14 protein-coding genes are annotated in these 16502 nt (G+C 68.3%); 11 read left to right on the top strand and 3 right to left on the bottom strand.

The genetic code is table 11. The features are described from left to right. Positions 1-31 precede the first annotated feature (31 nt). The 8 genes from ABD260_RS15670 (at position 32) to ABD260_RS15635 (ending at position 10447) form a co-directional block, all read left to right on the top strand. On the top strand, positions 32-1477 hold the full coding sequence (locus ABD260_RS15670) for a serine hydrolase domain-containing protein (RefSeq protein ID WP_344234250.1): 1446 nt from the start codon (positions 32-34) through the stop codon (positions 1475-1477). Beyond that, positions 1477-1995, top strand: coding sequence for a GbsR/MarR family transcriptional regulator (locus ABD260_RS15665; protein WP_344234248.1), 519 nt, complete (start codon positions 1477-1479; stop codon positions 1993-1995). The genes ABD260_RS15670 and ABD260_RS15665 overlap by 1 nt, the downstream gene beginning before the upstream one ends. Next, on the top strand, positions 1992-3620 hold the full coding sequence (locus tag ABD260_RS15660) for a dipeptide ABC transporter ATP-binding protein (RefSeq protein ID WP_344234247.1): 1629 nt from the start codon (positions 1992-1994) through the stop codon (positions 3618-3620). Before ABD260_RS15665 ends, ABD260_RS15660 begins: the two co-directional genes overlap by 4 nt. Positions 3621-3678: 58 nt before the next feature. Beyond that, entirely contained in the window at positions 3679-5352 is a 1674-nt protein-coding gene (gene icmA / locus ABD260_RS15655) for a coenzyme B12-dependent isobutyryl-CoA mutase large subunit (protein ID WP_344234246.1), read from the top strand. Further along, positions 5273-7051 (top strand): NAD-binding protein, encoded by a 1779-nt coding sequence (locus ABD260_RS15650; protein ID WP_344234245.1) that lies wholly within the window; start codon positions 5273-5275, stop codon positions 7049-7051. The genes icmA and ABD260_RS15650 overlap by 80 nt, the downstream gene beginning before the upstream one ends. Before the next feature lie 49 nt (positions 7052-7100). After that, entirely contained in the window at positions 7101-8045 is a 945-nt protein-coding gene (locus ABD260_RS15645; RefSeq protein WP_344234243.1) for a tetratricopeptide repeat protein, read from the top strand. Positions 8046-8134: 89 nt separating this feature from the next. Next, entirely contained in the window at positions 8135-9016 is an 882-nt protein-coding gene (locus ABD260_RS15640) for a MurR/RpiR family transcriptional regulator (protein WP_344234242.1), read from the top strand. 246 nt (positions 9017-9262) lie between these two features. Continuing rightward, complete coding sequence (locus ABD260_RS15635) at positions 9263-10447, top strand: hypothetical protein (RefSeq protein ID WP_344234241.1); 1185 nt, start codon at positions 9263-9265, stop codon at positions 10445-10447. Here the strand turns inward: ABD260_RS15635 and ABD260_RS15630 are convergent. Continuing rightward, positions 10428-11603, bottom strand: coding sequence for a citrate synthase (locus ABD260_RS15630; RefSeq protein WP_344234239.1), 1176 nt, complete (start codon positions 11601-11603; stop codon positions 10428-10430). The genes ABD260_RS15635 and ABD260_RS15630 overlap by 20 nt on opposite strands. Before the next feature lie 74 nt (positions 11604-11677). Here ABD260_RS15630 and ABD260_RS15625 point away from each other — a divergent pair, with 74 nt between their 5' ends. Next, positions 11678-12820 carry a citrate/2-methylcitrate synthase gene (locus tag ABD260_RS15625; protein WP_344234238.1) on the top strand — a complete coding sequence of 381 codons (1143 nt, stop codon included), beginning with the start codon at positions 11678-11680 and terminating at the stop codon, positions 12818-12820. 82 nt (positions 12821-12902) lie between these two features. Here ABD260_RS15625 and ABD260_RS15620 read toward each other — a convergent pair whose 3' ends face one another. Further along, on the bottom strand, positions 12903-14345 hold the full coding sequence (locus tag ABD260_RS15620; RefSeq protein ID WP_344234237.1) for a flavin-containing monooxygenase: 1443 nt from the start codon (positions 14343-14345) through the stop codon (positions 12903-12905). A gap of 103 nt (positions 14346-14448) precedes the next feature. Here ABD260_RS15620 and ABD260_RS15615 point away from each other — a divergent pair, with 103 nt between their 5' ends. Beyond that, positions 14449-14811 (top strand): YciI family protein, encoded by a 363-nt coding sequence (locus tag ABD260_RS15615; protein WP_344234236.1) that lies wholly within the window; start codon positions 14449-14451, stop codon positions 14809-14811. Next, positions 14795-16099 (top strand): RNA polymerase sigma factor, encoded by a 1305-nt coding sequence (locus tag ABD260_RS15610; RefSeq protein WP_344234235.1) that lies wholly within the window; start codon positions 14795-14797, stop codon positions 16097-16099. The genes ABD260_RS15615 and ABD260_RS15610 overlap by 17 nt, the downstream gene beginning before the upstream one ends. On the opposite strand, the gene ABD260_RS15605 is transcribed toward ABD260_RS15610, so the two are convergent. After that, positions 16075-16491, bottom strand: coding sequence for a MerR family transcriptional regulator (locus ABD260_RS15605; RefSeq protein ID WP_344234234.1), 417 nt, complete (start codon positions 16489-16491; stop codon positions 16075-16077). The two genes, ABD260_RS15610 and ABD260_RS15605, sit on opposite strands and share 25 nt — an antisense overlap. Positions 16492-16502: the final 11 nt, after the last annotated feature.

Raw genomic sequence — 16502 nt, 5'->3', positions numbered from 1 at the left:
CCATGTCAGCCACAACAGATCGGATGCCGTCATGTCTCCCGCTACCCGCCCCGCCGCCCCGGCCGGGTTCGATGTCAGCACCGCCCTGGAAGCCGTTCCGGCGATCGAGCGCTGGCTGGAGTACCAGCGCCGCTATCTGCGGACGCCAGGGGTGCAGGTCGCGATCCGGGTGGGCGACGAGCTGGTCTGGTCGGCCGCGCTCGGGTACAGCGACGAGGTGGCCGGCACACCGCTGCGTACTGATCACCTGTTCCGGATCGCCTCGCACAGCAAGACGTTCACCGCGACGGCGATCATGCAGCTGGTCGAGCAGGGCAAGGTGCGGCTGGACGATCCGGTCGAGCAGTACGTGACTGAGCTGGCTGGGACCGCGCTGGGGCCGATCACCGTGCGGGAGCTGCTCGGTCACCAGGGTGGCGTGATCCGGGACGGCGTGGACAAGGACTACTGGCAGTTGATGGACCCGTTCCCGGACCGGGACGCGTTGATCGAGTTGTGCCGGTCGAACGGTCAGGTGTTCGAGCGCAACGAGTACTTCAAGTACACGAACATCGGGTACTCGCTGCTCGGCCTGGTGATCGAGTCAGCGAGCGGATCGTCGTACGGCGAGTACGTGGGAACGCACATCGTGGACCGGCTGGGGCTGAAGAAGACCGGTGCGGAGCTGGATGTACGGCGAGCCGATGAGTACGCGGGCGGTCACACCGGACTGCTCGACGGGAGCGACGTCCGCGAGCTGATCCCGCACGTCGACACCCGCGCGATGGCGGCCGCGACCGGCTTCTACTCGACCGCCGAAGAGCTGACCGTCTACGGCGCCGCGCACTTCTTCGGGGACGATCAGCTGGTGAGCGACGCCAGCAAGCGGTTGATGCAGCGCGACGAAAGCGTGATCACCACGCACGGGCGTGAGGCCGGCCGGTACGGGCTGGGCATGATCATCTCGAAGGTCGGCGACCGGCGGCTGGTCGGCCACAGCGGTGGGTACCCGGGGCACATCACGCGGACGTTCATCGACCCGGTGGATCAGTTGGTGGTGTCCGTACTGACCAACTGCGTCGGCGGGCCGGCCGAGTCGCTGGCGACCGGCGTGGTGAAGCTCCTGAACCTGGCCGCGGACGCTCCGGCGGACACGCAGGTGCCGAGCGACATCGACGCACAGCGGTTCTGCGGCAACTTCGCGAACCTGATGGGCGTACTGAGCATTTCGCTGCTCGGCGGGCGGCTGGTCGCGTACTTCCCGGGCGCGCCGGACCCGACCGACAGCTACGAGGAACTGCAGGTCATCGACGAGAACACCCTCGCGATCGTCCCCGCCGCCGGCTACGGATCAATCGGCGAAAAGGTGCAGTACACCTGGGACACCAACGGCCGGCCAACCCAAGTCCGCTACGGCGGCAGCTCCCGCTGGCCAGTAGAAACCTTCCGATCCCGCCGCACCCAACAGATCGCGAGTGCGGCCCAGGGGAGGCTCTGATGGCGGACGACAACCCGATCGACGACGACGCCTGGGAGGACGACCCGCGGCGGGTCGAGTTCGTCGAGCAGTTCGCCTTGATCCGTGAGCTGGCCGGCTCGGCCCGGATGGAAGGCCGGGTGCTCGGCTATCTGATGGTGTGCAACCGGCCGTACGTGTCGTCGGCTGAGCTGGCCCGGGCACTGTCCGCGAGTGCCGGGTCGATCTCCAGCACGACAAGGCGACTGATCGACCTCGGCTTCATCGCGCGCCACGCCGTACCCGGCGACCGCAATCACTACTTCAAGGTCGACGACGATGTCTGGGGCAGTTTCCTGGCCGGTGAGCGGCGTTCGCTCAACAAACAGCAGCAGATCTTCGAGCAGATGCTCGCGGAGCTTCCGGAAGGCATGCCAGGTCCGGCGAAGCGGCTCCGGAATGCGCGTAACTACTTCGAGTGGCTGGCGTCCTACCACCGGAAGATGCTGGCCGACTGGCAGGAGTACCGCGACAAGCTCGACAAGGAGGACGGCGAGTGAGCGATGAGGTTCTGCGGTTCGAAGAGCTGACCATCGACTTCTCGGTCGGCGGCAGCACCCAGCGCGCGGTGGACAAGGTCAGCTTCGCCGTCCGCGCCGGCGAAGTGCTCGCGGTCGTCGGCGAATCCGGCTCCGGCAAAAGCGTCACCGCCCTGGCCGCGCTCGGCCTCCTACCCGACAACGCCCGCCCCGGCGGCCGCATCATCTTCGGCGGTACGGACGTACTGTCCATGTCCCGCGCCGAGCTCACCGCCCTCCGCGGCCGCCGGATCGCGATGATCTTCCAGGACCCGTCCGGCGCCCTCGACCCGGTCTTCACCATCGGCGCCCAACTGGTCGAGATGATCCGCACGCACCGCCCGGAACTCTCCCGTGGCGCGGCCCGCGAACGCGCAGTCGAACTCCTCCGCATGGTCGAGCTCCCCGAAGGCCGCCTGAAGTACTACCCCCACCAACTCTCCGGCGGCCAATGCCAGCGCGTCATGATCGCGATCGCACTCGCCTGCGACCCAGAGCTCCTGATCGCCGACGAGCCGACGACCGCGCTCGACGTAACAGTCCAGCAGGAAGTCCTCGACGTACTGCTCGCGATCCGCACCCGGATCTCCGGCGCGATCATGATCATCACCCACGACATGGGCGTGGTCGCGGACGTGGCCGACCGCGTCGTCGTGATGCGCAAGGGCTCAGTGGTCGAGACAGCCGAAGTCCATGAGCTGTTCGACCATCCCACGCAGGAGTACACTAAGGCGCTGCTGAATGCGGTGCCGCGCGGCGGTCTGCGGGAGTCCGCGGAGATCCCGGCCGGTCCGGACGACGCGGCGTTGCGGATCGACGAGCTCGTCGTCGAGTACCGCGGCCGCCGGGGCCGGACGGTGCGTGCGGTCGACAACGTGAGCCTCGTCCTGCGGGCCGGCGAAATCACCGGCTTGGTCGGTGAATCCGGTTCCGGCAAGTCCACGATCGGCAAGGCCGTACTCGGTCTGGCACCGATCACGTCCGGCCAGGTACACGTCGCGGGGCAGGCGCTCACCAGCGCGTCGTCGTCGGTGCTCCGGCAGACCCGGTCGCGGATCGGCGTCGTGTTCCAGAACCCGGCCGGTTCGCTGAACCCGCGATCCACGATCGGCCAGTCCGTCGGTGAACCACTCGCGGTGCATCGGGGCGTACGCGGTGCCGAGTTGCGCCGGCGGGTCGAGGAACTGCTGGAGAGCGTCGAGCTTCCGCGGGCGTGGGCCGGCCGGTACCCGCACGAGCTGTCCGGCGGTCAGCGTCAGCGGGTGTCGATCGCGCGGGCGATCTCGCTCGATCCCGGGCTGCTGATCGCGGACGAGCCGACTTCGGCGCTGGACGTTTCGGTGCAGGCGACCGTACTCGAACTGCTCCGCGCACTGCAGGATCGCCTGCACTTCGCCTGTTTGTTCATCAGCCATGACCTCGCCGTGGTCGATCAGGTGTGCGACCGGGTCGCGGTGCTCAGCGGCGGCAAGCTGGTCGAGCACGGCGACCGCGAGTCGGTGTTGCGCAGCCCGCAGGACCCGTACACGATCCGCCTGCTCGCCGCCGCTCCCGTCCCCGACCCACGCGAGCAGTCGCGGCGCCGGGAGGTCCGGCTCGCTGGGTGACTTGGAATTTAGTTGGACGTCCTAGTACTTTGGGAGCAGTCCCGAGGAGGTCTGACTGATGGATGCCGAGCAGATCGCGGCCGGCCGGAGCCGGTGGCAGCAGCGCTACGACGCGGCCCGGAAGCGGGAGGCGGACTTCAGCACGCTGTCCGGCACCGAGGTCGCCCCGGTGTACGGGCCGCCGGACGGGGTGGACGACCCGCGGATGGAGCGGATCGGCTGGCCGGGCGAGTTCCCGTTCACCCGCGGGCTGTACGCGACCGGGTACCGCGGCCGGTCCTGGACGATCCGGCAGTTCGCCGGCTTCGGCAACGCCGAGCAGACCAACGAGCGGTACAAGATGATCCTGAACGGCGGTGGCGGCGGCCTGTCGGTCGCCTTCGACATGCCGACGCTGATGGGCCGCGACTCCGACGAACCGAAGTCGCTCGGCGAGGTCGGGCACTGCGGTGTCGCGATCGACTCGGCCGTCGACATGGACCGGCTGTTCAAGGACATCCCGCTCCAGGACGTCACCACCTCGATGACGATCTCCGGTCCCGCGGTGCCGGCGTTCTGCATGTACCTGGTCGCGGCCGAGCGGCAGGGCGCGGACATCTCCAAGCTCAACGGGACGCTGCAGACCGACATCTTCAAGGAGTACATCGCCCAGAAGGAGTGGCTGTTCCCGCCGGAGCCGCACCTGCGCCTGATCGGCGACCTGATGGAGTACTGCGCGGCGAAGATCCCCGCCTACAAGCCGCTCAGCGTGTCCGGGTACCACATCCGTGAGGCCGGATCGACGGCGGCGCAGGAGCTCGCGTACACACTCGCCGACGGATTCGGGTACGTGGAGCTCGGACTGTCCCGCGGCCTGGACGTCGACGTGTTCGCGCCCGGGCTGTCGTTCTTCTTCGACAGCCACCTGGACTTCTTCGAGGAGATCGCCAAGTTCCGCGCCGCGCGCCGGATCTGGGCCCGCTGGTTGCGCGATGTGTACGGGGCGAAGACCGAGAAGGCGCAGTGGCTGCGGTTCCACACCCAGACCGCCGGGGTTTCACTGACCGCGCAACAGCCGTACAACAACGTCGTACGCACCGCGGTCGAGGCGCTGGCCGCGATCCTCGGCGGGACGAACTCGCTGCACACGAACGCGCTCGACGAGACGCTCGCGCTGCCGAGTGAGGAGTCGGCCGAGATCGCGCTCCGGACCCAGTCGGTGCTGATGGAGGAGATCGGCGTCACCAACGTCGCCGACCCGCTCGGCGGCTCCTGGTACCTGGAGGCGCTGACCGACGAGCTCGAGGCGGAAGCCGAGCAGATCTTCGCGCGGATCAAGGAAATGAGCCCGGACGAGTCGATCACCGGCGGGATTCTGCGCGGTATCGAGGACGGCTGGTTCATGGCGGAGATCGCCGACGCCGCGTTCGAGTACCAGCAGAAACTGGAGAAGGGCGAGAAGAAGATCGTCGGGGTGAACACCCTCACCGACACGGTGTCCGGCGAGCTGGAGATCCTCCGGGTCTCGCACGAGGTCGAGGTCGAGCAGTGCCGGGTGCTCGCGGAACGCAAGGCGCACCGCGACGAGGACCTGGTCCGGCGTACGCTGTCGGCTCTGGTGGAGGCGGCCAGCGGCACTGGCAACCTGATCGAGCCCATGCTGGAGGCAGTGCGTGCGGAGGCCACGATGGGGGAAATCTGTCACGTTCTTCGGGAACAGTGGGGCGAGTACCGGGAGCCCGCCCGCTTCTGAGGAACTCGTACCGGCGGTAGCAGGCCCGGAGGCCGGGCGTCGCGTGGTGGTCTGTGGTTCGGACCGGACGATGCTGCGGGTGGTCACCGAGCTGGTGAGCTCCGGCGAGCGGGTGACCGCGATCGTGAACCCCGCCTCCCGGCACTACGACCGGATCGGCGAGCTGGGCGCGACCGTGATGGGTGCGCGGGTGATCAGCGAGTCGTTGCTGCGGCGCGCGGGCGTGGACGCGGACGACGACGGGAAGCCGTCGACCGCCCGGGCGCTGGTACTGCTGGACAACGACGACGTGCACAACGTGCACACCGCGCTGACCGCCCGCGACATGGACCCGGACCTGCGGATCATCGTGCAAATGGTGAACCCGCGGCTGGGCAAGCAGCTGAACAGCCTGCTCGGCGACTGCGTGGTGATCAACGGTCCCTGGCTGGCCGCGCCGGCGTTCGTGTCGGACGCGCTGGAGGACGACGAGCTGACCTGGCTCGATCTCGGTGGCCGGCGGTTGGTCGTCGGGCAGGCCGACCTGATCCGTGAGCCGCATCTGACCGTGCTCGCGGACACCACCTCGTCGGCGACACCCGAGTTGTTGCCGGTGACAAGCGCCGACCCCGAGGGCGACATCGTGCTCGGGACCGGCGTACGCACGCTGTGGCGGGCGCGGGACGTCCGGCCCGCCGGGTGGCTGATGGCGATGCGGGACATCTTCGACAGCCGCGTACGCAAGATCGCCGCTGTGATGGCGTTCCTGGTCGCGGCCGGTACGGGCGTGGTGCACTTCTTCGGGAACATCGAGTGGTGGCGCGCGCTGTACCTGGCGGCCGGTGTGGTGACGTCGGCGGGGATCGACGACGACAAGTTCAACGACGCCGCGCCGTGGGTGAAGGTCAGCGCGGTGCTGGTCCAGCTGACCGGGATCGTGCTGATGGCGCTGCTGACCGCGGTCGTGGTCGACTCGCTGATCGGTGCCCGGCTGTCCCGGATCATCGGCGGCGTTCGCGGGCGGCCGCGCAATCACGTCGTCGTCTGCGGTCTCGGTACGGTCGGTGCGCGGGTCCTGGAGATCCTGACCGAGCGTGGTGTCGCGGTGGTCGGGGTCGACCAGGACGAGGACGCGCCGGGCGTACAGGTCGCGCACCGGCTGAAGATCCCGGTCGTGATCGGGGACAGCAGCAACGAGGAGACGCTGCGCTCGGCCGGCGTCCAGCGGTGTCAGTCGGTGCTCGCGATCACCGACGGCGACATCACCAACCTGGAGTCGGCGATGGTGGCCGGGGACCTGAATCCGGAGGCCCGGATCACGATGCGGATGTTCGACCACGACCTGGCCCAGCGGGTCGAGCGGCGGCTCGGGCTCGGGCACAGCCGGTCGGTGTCGATGCTGGTCGCGCCGGCCATCGCCGCCGCGGTCGCGAACCGGCGCAGTCAGGTGACCGTACCGGCCGGTCGGCGGGTGCTGCTGCTGACCGAGGTGACCGTCGAGGACGGCTCGGTCGCGGTCGGCCGCCGGCTCGGCGAACTGGACGAGGCCGGCGGCCTGCGAGTGCTCGCCCGGCAGGACGTGGGCGGCACGTGGGACTGGACCCCGGCGTACGAGCGGCCGCTCCGCGCAGGGGACCGGCTGGCGGTCGCCGGCACCCGAAGCGGCCTGGCCCGGCTGCTGATGACGACCCGGCCGCAGCAGGCTCCGGCGGCGTCGTAGAAGATAGACCCGTGAACGTTCGTAGCGCGTACGGAATGCGAGGACAGTGGTGAGCCAGTCCAACTTCTCCCGTCCCGGGGCGATCGACTTGTCGTCCCTGCGCAAGCCCGCCGGTGCACCTGCCGGCGCGGGCGCGCCTGGTGCTGCCGCGCCCGGTGACCCCGCGGCCGCCGGTGCGTACGTGCTGAACGTGTCGGAGCCGACCTTCCAGAGCGACGTGATCGAGCGTTCGCTGCAGGTGCCGGTGGTGGTCGAGTTCTGGTCGCCGCGTTCGCAGGCGTCGGTCGCGCTCGGGCCGGTGCTGGCCAAGCTGTCCACCGAGTACGCCGGGAAGTTCTTGCTGGCCCGGATCGACATCGACGCGAACCCGCAGCTGGCGCAGGCCGTCGGCGTGCAGACCGTACCGCTGGTGATCGCGGTGCTGCGTGGTCAGGTGGTCCCGCTGTTCCAGGGCGCAGTCGGCGAGCCGGAGGCCAAGCAGTACCTGGACCAGCTGCTGACCGTCGCGGTCGCGAACGGCATCACCGGGCGGGCGGAGCCTGTCGGTGCGCCGGCGCCCGAGGAGGACGTCGAAGAGGACGCGCCGAACCCGCGGTACGAGAAGGCGGAGAACGCCGTCGGCGCGGGCGATCTGGACGGCGCGATCGCGGCGTACGAGGAACTGCTCAAGGAAACGCCGAACGATGCCGAGGCGAAGTCCGGGCTGGCACGGGTGCAGCTGGTGAAGCGTACGCAGGACGTGCCGGCGGACATCCGGACGCGGGCGGCGGACAACCCGGCCGACGTCGAGGCGCAGCTGCTGGTCGCCGATGTTGATCTGATGGGCGGGCACGTCGACGACGCGTTCGCGCGGCTGATCAGCACGGTGCAGACCACGGCTGGGGACGAGCGGAATGCGGTACGGCTGCATCTGCTGGAGCTCTTCGAGGTCGTCGGCGCGGATGACGACCGGGTGATCAAGGCCCGCCGGCGGTTGATGGCGGCCCTGTTCTGAGCTGCTCTGTGCTGGTGTGAAGGGCGTGACCGGATCCGGTCACTGTGAATTGTTGTAATTGATGGTGCTGCGCTCTGAGAATTTCTCACATGAGTGCTGCTGCCGAGACCCCGCCGCCGAGTCTGGAGGCGCGGATCCACGGTCTGCTGCCGGTGCTGAGCCCGGCACAGACCCGGATCGCCGCCGAGGTCCTGCGCGACCCGGCGGGGGTCGCGGGGTCGACGATCGGTCAGCTGGCGGTCCGGTGCGGCACGTCGCTGCCCAGCGTCACCCGGTTCTGTGTGGCGCTCGGGTTGTCCGGGTACGCCGAGCTGCGGCTGACGCTGGCGGCCGAGAGCGGGCGGCACAGTCCGGGGTGGGCGCGGGGGAGTGGCGCCTCGGTTCAGCCGGACGATTCGCTGGACGACATCCTGCAGACGTTGCTGCGGGCCGATTCGCTCGCGTTGGAGGATACGGTCGCGGCGCTCGACGTCCGTGCGCTGAGCCATGCGGTGCGGGCGATCTCGGACGCGCGGCGGATCGACCTGTACGCGGTCGCGGGCTCGGCGTCTGTCGCGGACGATCTGCGGTTGCGGCTGCACCGGATCGGGCGTGGAGCCAGTGCATGGAGCGACGTACACACCGCGCTGGCCAGCTCGGTGCTGCTCGGTGCCGGGGATGTCGCGGTGGGGATCTCGCACAGTGGTGAGACCGTCGAGGTGGTCGAGCCGCTGACCCGGGCCGGGCGGCAGGGCGCGACGACTGTTGCCGTCACCAACTATCCACGCTCGTCGCTGGCGGAGATCGCTGACGTCGTACTGGTGACCGCGGCGCGGGACATCACGTTCCGTACCGGCGGACTGTCCGGCCGGCACGCCCAACTGATCGTCCTCGATGCCCTGTACCTGGGAGTCGCCCAACGCGACTACACCCTCGCCGAACAATCCTTCGACGCCACCGCCGACGCCGTAGCCCACCACCGAACCCGCTGACTCTCACCCAGCCTCCATTCGCCCGCCCACCCGAAGGAGCAACCGATGGACTCCCCACACCAATCCCTCGCCCAGCCCAACTCCAGCCGCCCGAGCCGACGGAGTCTGTTGATTGGAGCTGGTGCCACCGCACTGACAGGTACCAGTGCTCTCACCACGGCAACTAGTGCGTCTGCCTCATCCGTAGTACCTGCTGCGGCGCCCTCTCCGGATCAACTGCCTTTGACTGGTGGGCCTGAGTTTCCGGTGGGGTTGTTTTGGCCGCCGCATCCGTATGCGAGTACGAAAGAGCGGTTCGCCGAGATCAAGAGTGCCGGGTTCGACTTCGTCATCTCCGGGAACTACGCCGGCGACGGCAACATCTTCAAGTACCAGCTCGGCCTCGCCCGCGACGCCGGCCTGAAACTGCTGATCTCCGACGACATCCAGATCCGCAACATGTCCCGCTGGTTCTCGATCTCCGATACCCCCACCGACTTCCTCAGCATCACCCCGGCCGAAGCCCGCGCCCTGTACACGCGCGCCCGCGACGCCTACGGCCCGTACTCCTCCCTGGCCGGATTCAACTTCTACGACGAACCGGGCGCCGGCTGGTTCACCACCCTCGCGAAGGCCCTGGCGATCTCTCGCGAACTGGCACCTCAGCTCCTCCCGTACGTCAACCTGCTCCCGTCCGACGACCCGGCGTACTACCGCAACTTCGTCGACCTCGTGAAGCCGTCGCTGATCTCCTTCGACCGCTACCCCTTGCTCTCCGAGGGGCGCGAGGACGCGAACTACTTCCACAACTGGGCGATCGTCCGCGACGCCGCCCTCCGCGGTGACATACCGGCTTGGGTGTTCATCCAGACGCTTGCCTACAACAACCATCGCGAACCGACCGAGGCCGAGTTGCTCTGGCAGATCAACCTCAGCCTCGCGTACGGCGCGAAGGGCATCCAGTACTTCACGTACTGGACGCCCGAAGCGGCCCGCGGCGAAGGCTTCGGCCCGGCGCTGATCACGGTCGACGGGCGGCGCACTTCGCGGTACTACGCCGCCCAGCAGATCAACAACGGCTGGCTGCACCCGGTCGGTCGCGAGCTGAAACCGCTGGTGTCGGAGAGCGTGGTGCACGCGAACGAAACCCCGCTGCCCAATGGTGCGGTCGGTTTCACGCCGACCGAGCTGGTGCAGGGGATCTCCGGGAGTCCGGTCGTGGTCGGTACGTTCCGCACTCGTGATGCGGCGTCGGGGGACCGGTGGGTGTTGATCGCCAATCGGTCGCACAGTGCGCCGGCGAAGGCGGTTCTCGCGGTCGATCAGCAGAAGGTGGGTTCGGTCGGGGTGTTCCAGGCGGCGCGGCAGACGTACGCACCGCAGCGTGTCGGGCCCGTGCGCGTCTCGCTGGCGCCGGGCGCGGCGACGCTGATCAAGCTTGGAGTGAAGTAGGGCCGGTGTAGACGCCGAGCGCACGGAAGCGAAGGGCCGGGGCCGCGTACTCCTCGAGGGCGTGCGCGGTCCAGCCGATCATCCGTGCCAGCGCGAACAGGGCGTCGCCCGCGTCGGGCCGGAAGTCGTACGCGTGCATGATCGCGGCGATGGCGAGATCGCTGTTCGGGAAAGTCGTGGTCCGGTCCGCGATCGCGGTGACCGTTTCCATGATCGGGTGATCGCCGAGCATTCCGAGCAGTACTTCGGCGCGTGGGTCGCGCTGCTGGTAGATCTTGTGGCCGAAGCCTGGGATGGGTTCGCCGGAGCGGAGTTGATCCGAGAGTGCTTTGAGTGGGTCCTGCTTGGCTCGGTCGAGAAACTCGTACGCGAGCGTCGGCGCCGCGCCGTGGTACTGACCGTCCAGTGCGCCGAGGCCTGCGGAGATCACCGCGTACAAGTTGGCGCGGGCGCTTGCCGCCACCCGCGCGGCAATCGTCGAAACCGCCAGCCCATGGTCGGCGAGCAAAATCAACGCCGCATCGAGCACCTCGGCGTCTGTGGGGCCCGGCTGGGATGACTGGTTGTTGGACAGCTTCGGCCAGAGCCGCCCGCCCAACGTGGTGTTGATGGCAATCGGCCCAGGCAGTGCCGCGATCAAGTTCCCGATCAACTGCCCAGCAGCCCCGGTCACCGACCCCGTCGACAAGTCGAACCGCAACGGATCAGCCGCGCCCAACACGGCCACCCCCACCCGCAACAAATCAGTCAACCGCCCCTCACCCACGACCCCCATCCCAACCCGAGCCAACTGCACACGCCCCCGATCCACCCCGAACTCGCGTACGGGCTCGGTGGACCACAGGAGGTGGGCGACCTGTTCGACTGTGCTGGTGGTGGCGAGGGTGCGGACGGGGTGGCCTCGGTAGTAGAGCTCGTCGTCTTCCAGCAGCGTGAGTTGGGACTCGATGCGTTCCACGACCCCGGAGTGCTCAACCGAGCGACCAGCCAGCCGTTCCACCTCGGCCGCGGCGAACAGGCTCCCGCGCCGCCCACGAGCGCGCACGCTGGTCAGCATCCCGCGGCTGACATACGCGTACACAGTGGCCGGCTTCACCTGCAACCGTCGCGCCACCTCCGCGGTGGTCAGGTAATTCTCGTCACCTTCGCCGGCCATCCCACGCTCCCCGCGCCGTTCATATTGACTGGATCAATATTGACAATAGTTGATTGCCTGTCAACTCTGAAGCTATGTCAACCACGATCAACGTTCCGCCCGGCCTCCGCAATGTCGTCGTCACCGAGACGACCCTCGGTGACGTCCGCGGCGACGAGGGGTTCTACCACTACCGCCAGTACTCGGCGATCGACCTCGCCAAGTCGAAGACGCTCGAAGACGTCTGGTACCTGATGTTCGAGGGCCACCTGCCAACCACGGCCGAGCGGGACCGCTTCATCGCCGAACTCGCGCCGCTGCGGGTGCTCCCGGACGAGGTCCGCGCGGTCCTGCCCGCGATCGCCACCGCCGGCGCGGCTTTCAACCCGCTCGCCGGTCTGCGTACCGCGCTGTCCTTGCTGGCCGCCGTCCGCGGCCTCCCGCCGCTGTGGGACGCCGACCCGGCCCGCCGCAAGGCCGACGCCATGCTCGTCTGCGCGGCGACCCCGACGATCCTGGCAGCCCTCTACCGGCTCCGTGAAGGCCAAGAACCGCTGGAACCGCGCGCCGACCTCTCCGCCGCCGCGAACTGGCTGTACCTGATCACGGGCGCCGAGCCCAGCGCCGTACACGCGACCGCGATCGAGCACTACCTGGTCTCGACCGTCGACCACGGCTTCAACGCATCGACGTTCGCCGCGCGGGTGATCGCCTCCACCGGCGCCGATGTCGTCTCGGCGGTCGCGGGCGCGATCGGCGCGTTCTCGGGCCCGTTGCACGGCGGCGCGCCCGACCGTGCACTCGCCAGCCTGGACGAGATCGGTACGCCGGACCGGATCGACGCCTGGGTCCGCGCGAAGGTGTCAGCCGGCGACCGGATCATGGGTTTCGGCCACGCGGTGTACCGGACCGAGGACCCGCGTTCGCTGCTGCTCCGCGACCTCGCCCGCGGCATCGGCGGCGACCTGGTCGACTTCGCGACGACGGTCGAGCAGCGCATCGTCGACGTCCTCGCCGAACTCAAACCCGGCCGCAACCTGTACGCGAATGTCGAGTTCTACGCCGGCGTGGTGATGGAACTCTGCGGCATCCCGCGCCCGATGTTCACCCCCACCTTCGCCGTCAGCCGCATCATCGGCTGGTCCGCCAACATCCTCGAACAATCCACCGACCCCAAACTCATCCGCCCCTCCGCACTGTACGTCGGTCCGCAGCCGCCGGCGCGGATCCCGAGCTGATCAGGTCGCATGCCTCGCCCCTGCCCTTTCCGCTTCAAGCCTATCGAGTTCCGGTTCAGCTGAGTCGAGTTATCCACAGGTGCTAGCTGAAGTGGAGGGCGCCGTCGTCGACCGGGCGGAAGCGGAGGCTGACGAGGTCCCGGGGGTAGTTTTGGCGGAGGCGCCAGGGGCCTTGGGTGCCTTGGCGGGGGAGGATGGCGGCGGCCCGGCGGATGTACCCGGAAGTGAGGTCCACCACCGGGCGGGGCGGCGCGTTGTATTCGGCGGGGTCGATCTCCGGGGTGCAGATCCGCGTACCGGTGGTGGCCAGGTGGTTGAGGATACGGGTCACGTACTGCGACGTGAGGTCGGAGCGCAGGGTCCAGGAATTGTTGGTGTAGCCGATGCACCAAGCCAGATTCGGTACGCCGCTGAGCATCATGCCCTTGTACACAAACGTCTCGTGCGGCTGGACGGAGCGCCCGTCGACCGTCAGCGCAATGTTGCCGAGCGCAACCATTCGCAAACCGGTCGCGGTGACGATCAGGTCGGCGTCCAGCTCGCGACCGGATCGTAGCCGCACTCCGGTCGGGGTGAAGCGGTCGATCTCATCGGTGACCACGGACGCCGACCCGTCGTGCAGTGCCTTGAACAAGTCGGCGTCCGGTACGAGGCAGAGCCGCTGGTCCCACGGCTTGTACCGCGGAGTGAAGTGCGGATCGACCGGGATCGACTCCGGGAGCTGCTTCGCCACAGTGCTGTTCAGCAACCACGCCGCATGCGCGGGCCACCGTCGGAACGCGCTGTAGATCGCAGTACTCGCAACCACGTTCTTCCCGCGGATCACCCGATGCGCAAGCCGCTCCGGCAGTACGGCACGCAACCGGTCCGACAGCGCGTCACGCGCCGGGCGAGACGCCACGTAGCTGGGCGACCGCTGCAGCATCGTCACATGAGCTGCCGCACCAGCCATGGCAGGTACCAGCGTCACGGCAGTCGCGCCACTGCCGACAACAACCACCCGCTGCCCCGTGTAGTCAAGATCGTCCGGCCAGTGCTGCGGATGCACGATCCGCCCGGTGAACTCGCTCTGCCCCGGGAAGTCGACCACGTACCCCGAGTCGTAGTCGTAGTACCCGCTGCAGACGTACAAGAACGAACAGGTGTACGAGGCGCCGGCCGTCTCAACAGTCCACACCGCATCCGCCGAGGACCATGACGCACTGGCGACCCGCTGCCCGTACCGGATGTGCTTGTCGATGCCGTACAGCGACGCTGTCTCCTGCAGGTACGAGAGGATCGCCGGCCCGTCCGCGATCGCCTTCGCCGCCTTCCACGGGTGGAACGGGAAGCCGAGCGTGAACATGTCCGAGTCGGAGCGCACGCCCGGGTACCGGAACAGGTCCCACGTGCCGCCGAGCGCGTCCCGCGACTCCAGGATGGCGTAGGTACGGTCCGGACACCGTGTCTGCAACCGGTACGCCGCACCGATGCCGGACAGGCCCGCACCGACGATCAGTACGTCCAAATGCTCCGCTCCGGCCATGTACTCAACAGTAATAAAGATTGCTTGTCGGTGTTGTCGATTCCGTGTGGCGGTGTTCGTCAGGAAGATGTTCAGAGAAGTACCCAAGCGAGGGAGCGTTGACATGGCGCAGTACCTGTTCCTGCTGTACGACACCGAAGACTGGTACGACAACCTGACACCGGAGTCGTTCGAGGCGGCAATGAAGTTGCACGGGGAGTTCTCGGCGGCGGTGGAGAAGGCCGGCGCGCGCATTCTCGGTGGCGAGGCGCTGGAGCGGACCACCACGGCCAGTACGGTCCGGCAGCGCGAGGGGTCCGAACCGATGGTCACCGACGGTCCGTTCATCGAGACCAAGGAGGCGCTGGGCGGGTACTACGTCATCGACGCCCGTGACCTGGACCAGGCGCTGGCGCTGGCCAAGCTGTGCCCGTCGGCCAACGTCGAGGTACGTCCGGTGATGTCCACGGATGCCCCGCCGGCCTGACATGTCCGACGACCAGCCGGGTGCTTCCGCGGACTCCTGTCCGCCGGAGCACCCGGCTGCGGCCGTGGAGGTCGCACGAGTAGTCGAACAGGCGCACCGGGAGAGCTGGTCGACGGTACTGGCTTCAGTTGTCCGTCTGACCCGGGACCTCGACCTGGCCGAGGACTGTACCCAGGACGCGTTCGTCCAGGCACTACGGACGTGGCCGGACGGCATACCGGCCAATCCGGGCGGCTGGCTGAGCACCGTGGCGCGGCGGGTGGCGCTGGACCGGTTGCGGCGCGAGACGACGCTACGGCGCAAGCTGCCGCTGCTGGTAGAGGAGCCGGGTGCACAAGAAGAGCAGCCGACTGACCTGCTGCGACTGGTGTTCACCTGCTGCCACCCGGCGCTTGCACGGGACTCACAGGTCGCGCTGACGCTGCGGCTGATCTGTGGGCTGACCACGCGGGAGGTGGCTGCGGTCTTGTTGGTCAGTGAGCCGACAGCGGCTGCACGGATCACCAGGGCCAAGAAGAAGATCGCAGCGGCCGGCATCCCGTACCGCATCCCGGCTGACCACGAGCTGGCTGCGCGACTGGACGCGGTGCTGACCGTAGTACATCTGGCGTACACAGCTGGGCACGTCGCAGCCGGTACGGAACTGACGCGCGCCGACCTGACCGGACGGGCCGTGCAGCTCGCCCGGATGCTGGTACGACTGATGCCCCGCGAGCCGGAGCCACAGGCGCTGCTCGGACTGCTGCTGATGACAGAGGCACGTGGTGACGCGCGAGTGAGTGCGGACGGCGAGCTGGTGCTGCTGGCCGATCAAGACCGATCACGGTGGAACTCGCAGCTGCTGGAGGAGGGCGTCTCACGAGCGACGGTGGCGCTGGAGCACGGCCAGGGCCGATTTGCGCTACAAGCGGCAGTGGCTGGGCTGCACATGACTGCACCGTCGTGGGAGAAGACCAGCTGGGTCCAGGTCGTCCGGATGTACGACGCGATGCTGATCAGCTGGCCAACCCCGATCGTCGCGCTGAACCGCGCAGCGGCCCACAGCCTCGTACCGGGCGCCGACCTGGCCGCCGTACTCGACGAACTGGATGCCCTGAGCAATGAACCCGCACTGACCAGCTACGCGTACCTACCGGCCACCCGCGCCGACGTACTGACCCGGATGAGCCGCCACGACGAAGCGGCCGAGGCGTACGAGCAGGCGATCGCGCTGACCGCGAACGAGACCGAGCGGCGCTTCCTGAGCAACCGGCTGGCGGAGCTTCAGGCCCGCGGTGCCCAGAGCTGATCCGCGTCTCCAGCTTCGAGCCGTCCCCGGTACACGTCGATCTTGTGGTCGATCAGCTCCAAGCTCTCCTGCAGCTCGGCGAGCTGGGTGAGCACGTCGGACCGGTGTGACTCGAGCAGCTCCAGCCGGTCCTTCTCGTTGCCGCGCCCGGCGCGCACCAGCTCGGCGTACTTGCGGATCGTCCGGATCGGCATCCCGGTGGCCCGGAACCGCGTACAGATCCGGATCCAGTCCAGGTCGAGCTGCTGGTACCGGCGGCGGCCGCCCGCGGTCCGGTCGACGGTGGTGACGACGAGCCCGGCGCGTTCGTAGTAGCGCAGCGTGTGGACGCTGACGCCGGTGCGTTCGGCGGCTTCGGCGATGCTGATCCCGCGATTGTTGACTTCGAGCACGCTCTAAATCC

Origin of the sequence: Kribbella hippodromi (genome assembly GCF_039531045.1) — a bacterium.
Taxonomy (GTDB): Bacteria; Actinomycetota; Actinomycetes; order Propionibacteriales; family Kribbellaceae; genus Kribbella; species Kribbella hippodromi.
The sequence above is the reverse complement of the archived record's forward strand: the minus strand, read 5'-3'. Positions and strand labels throughout refer to the sequence as shown.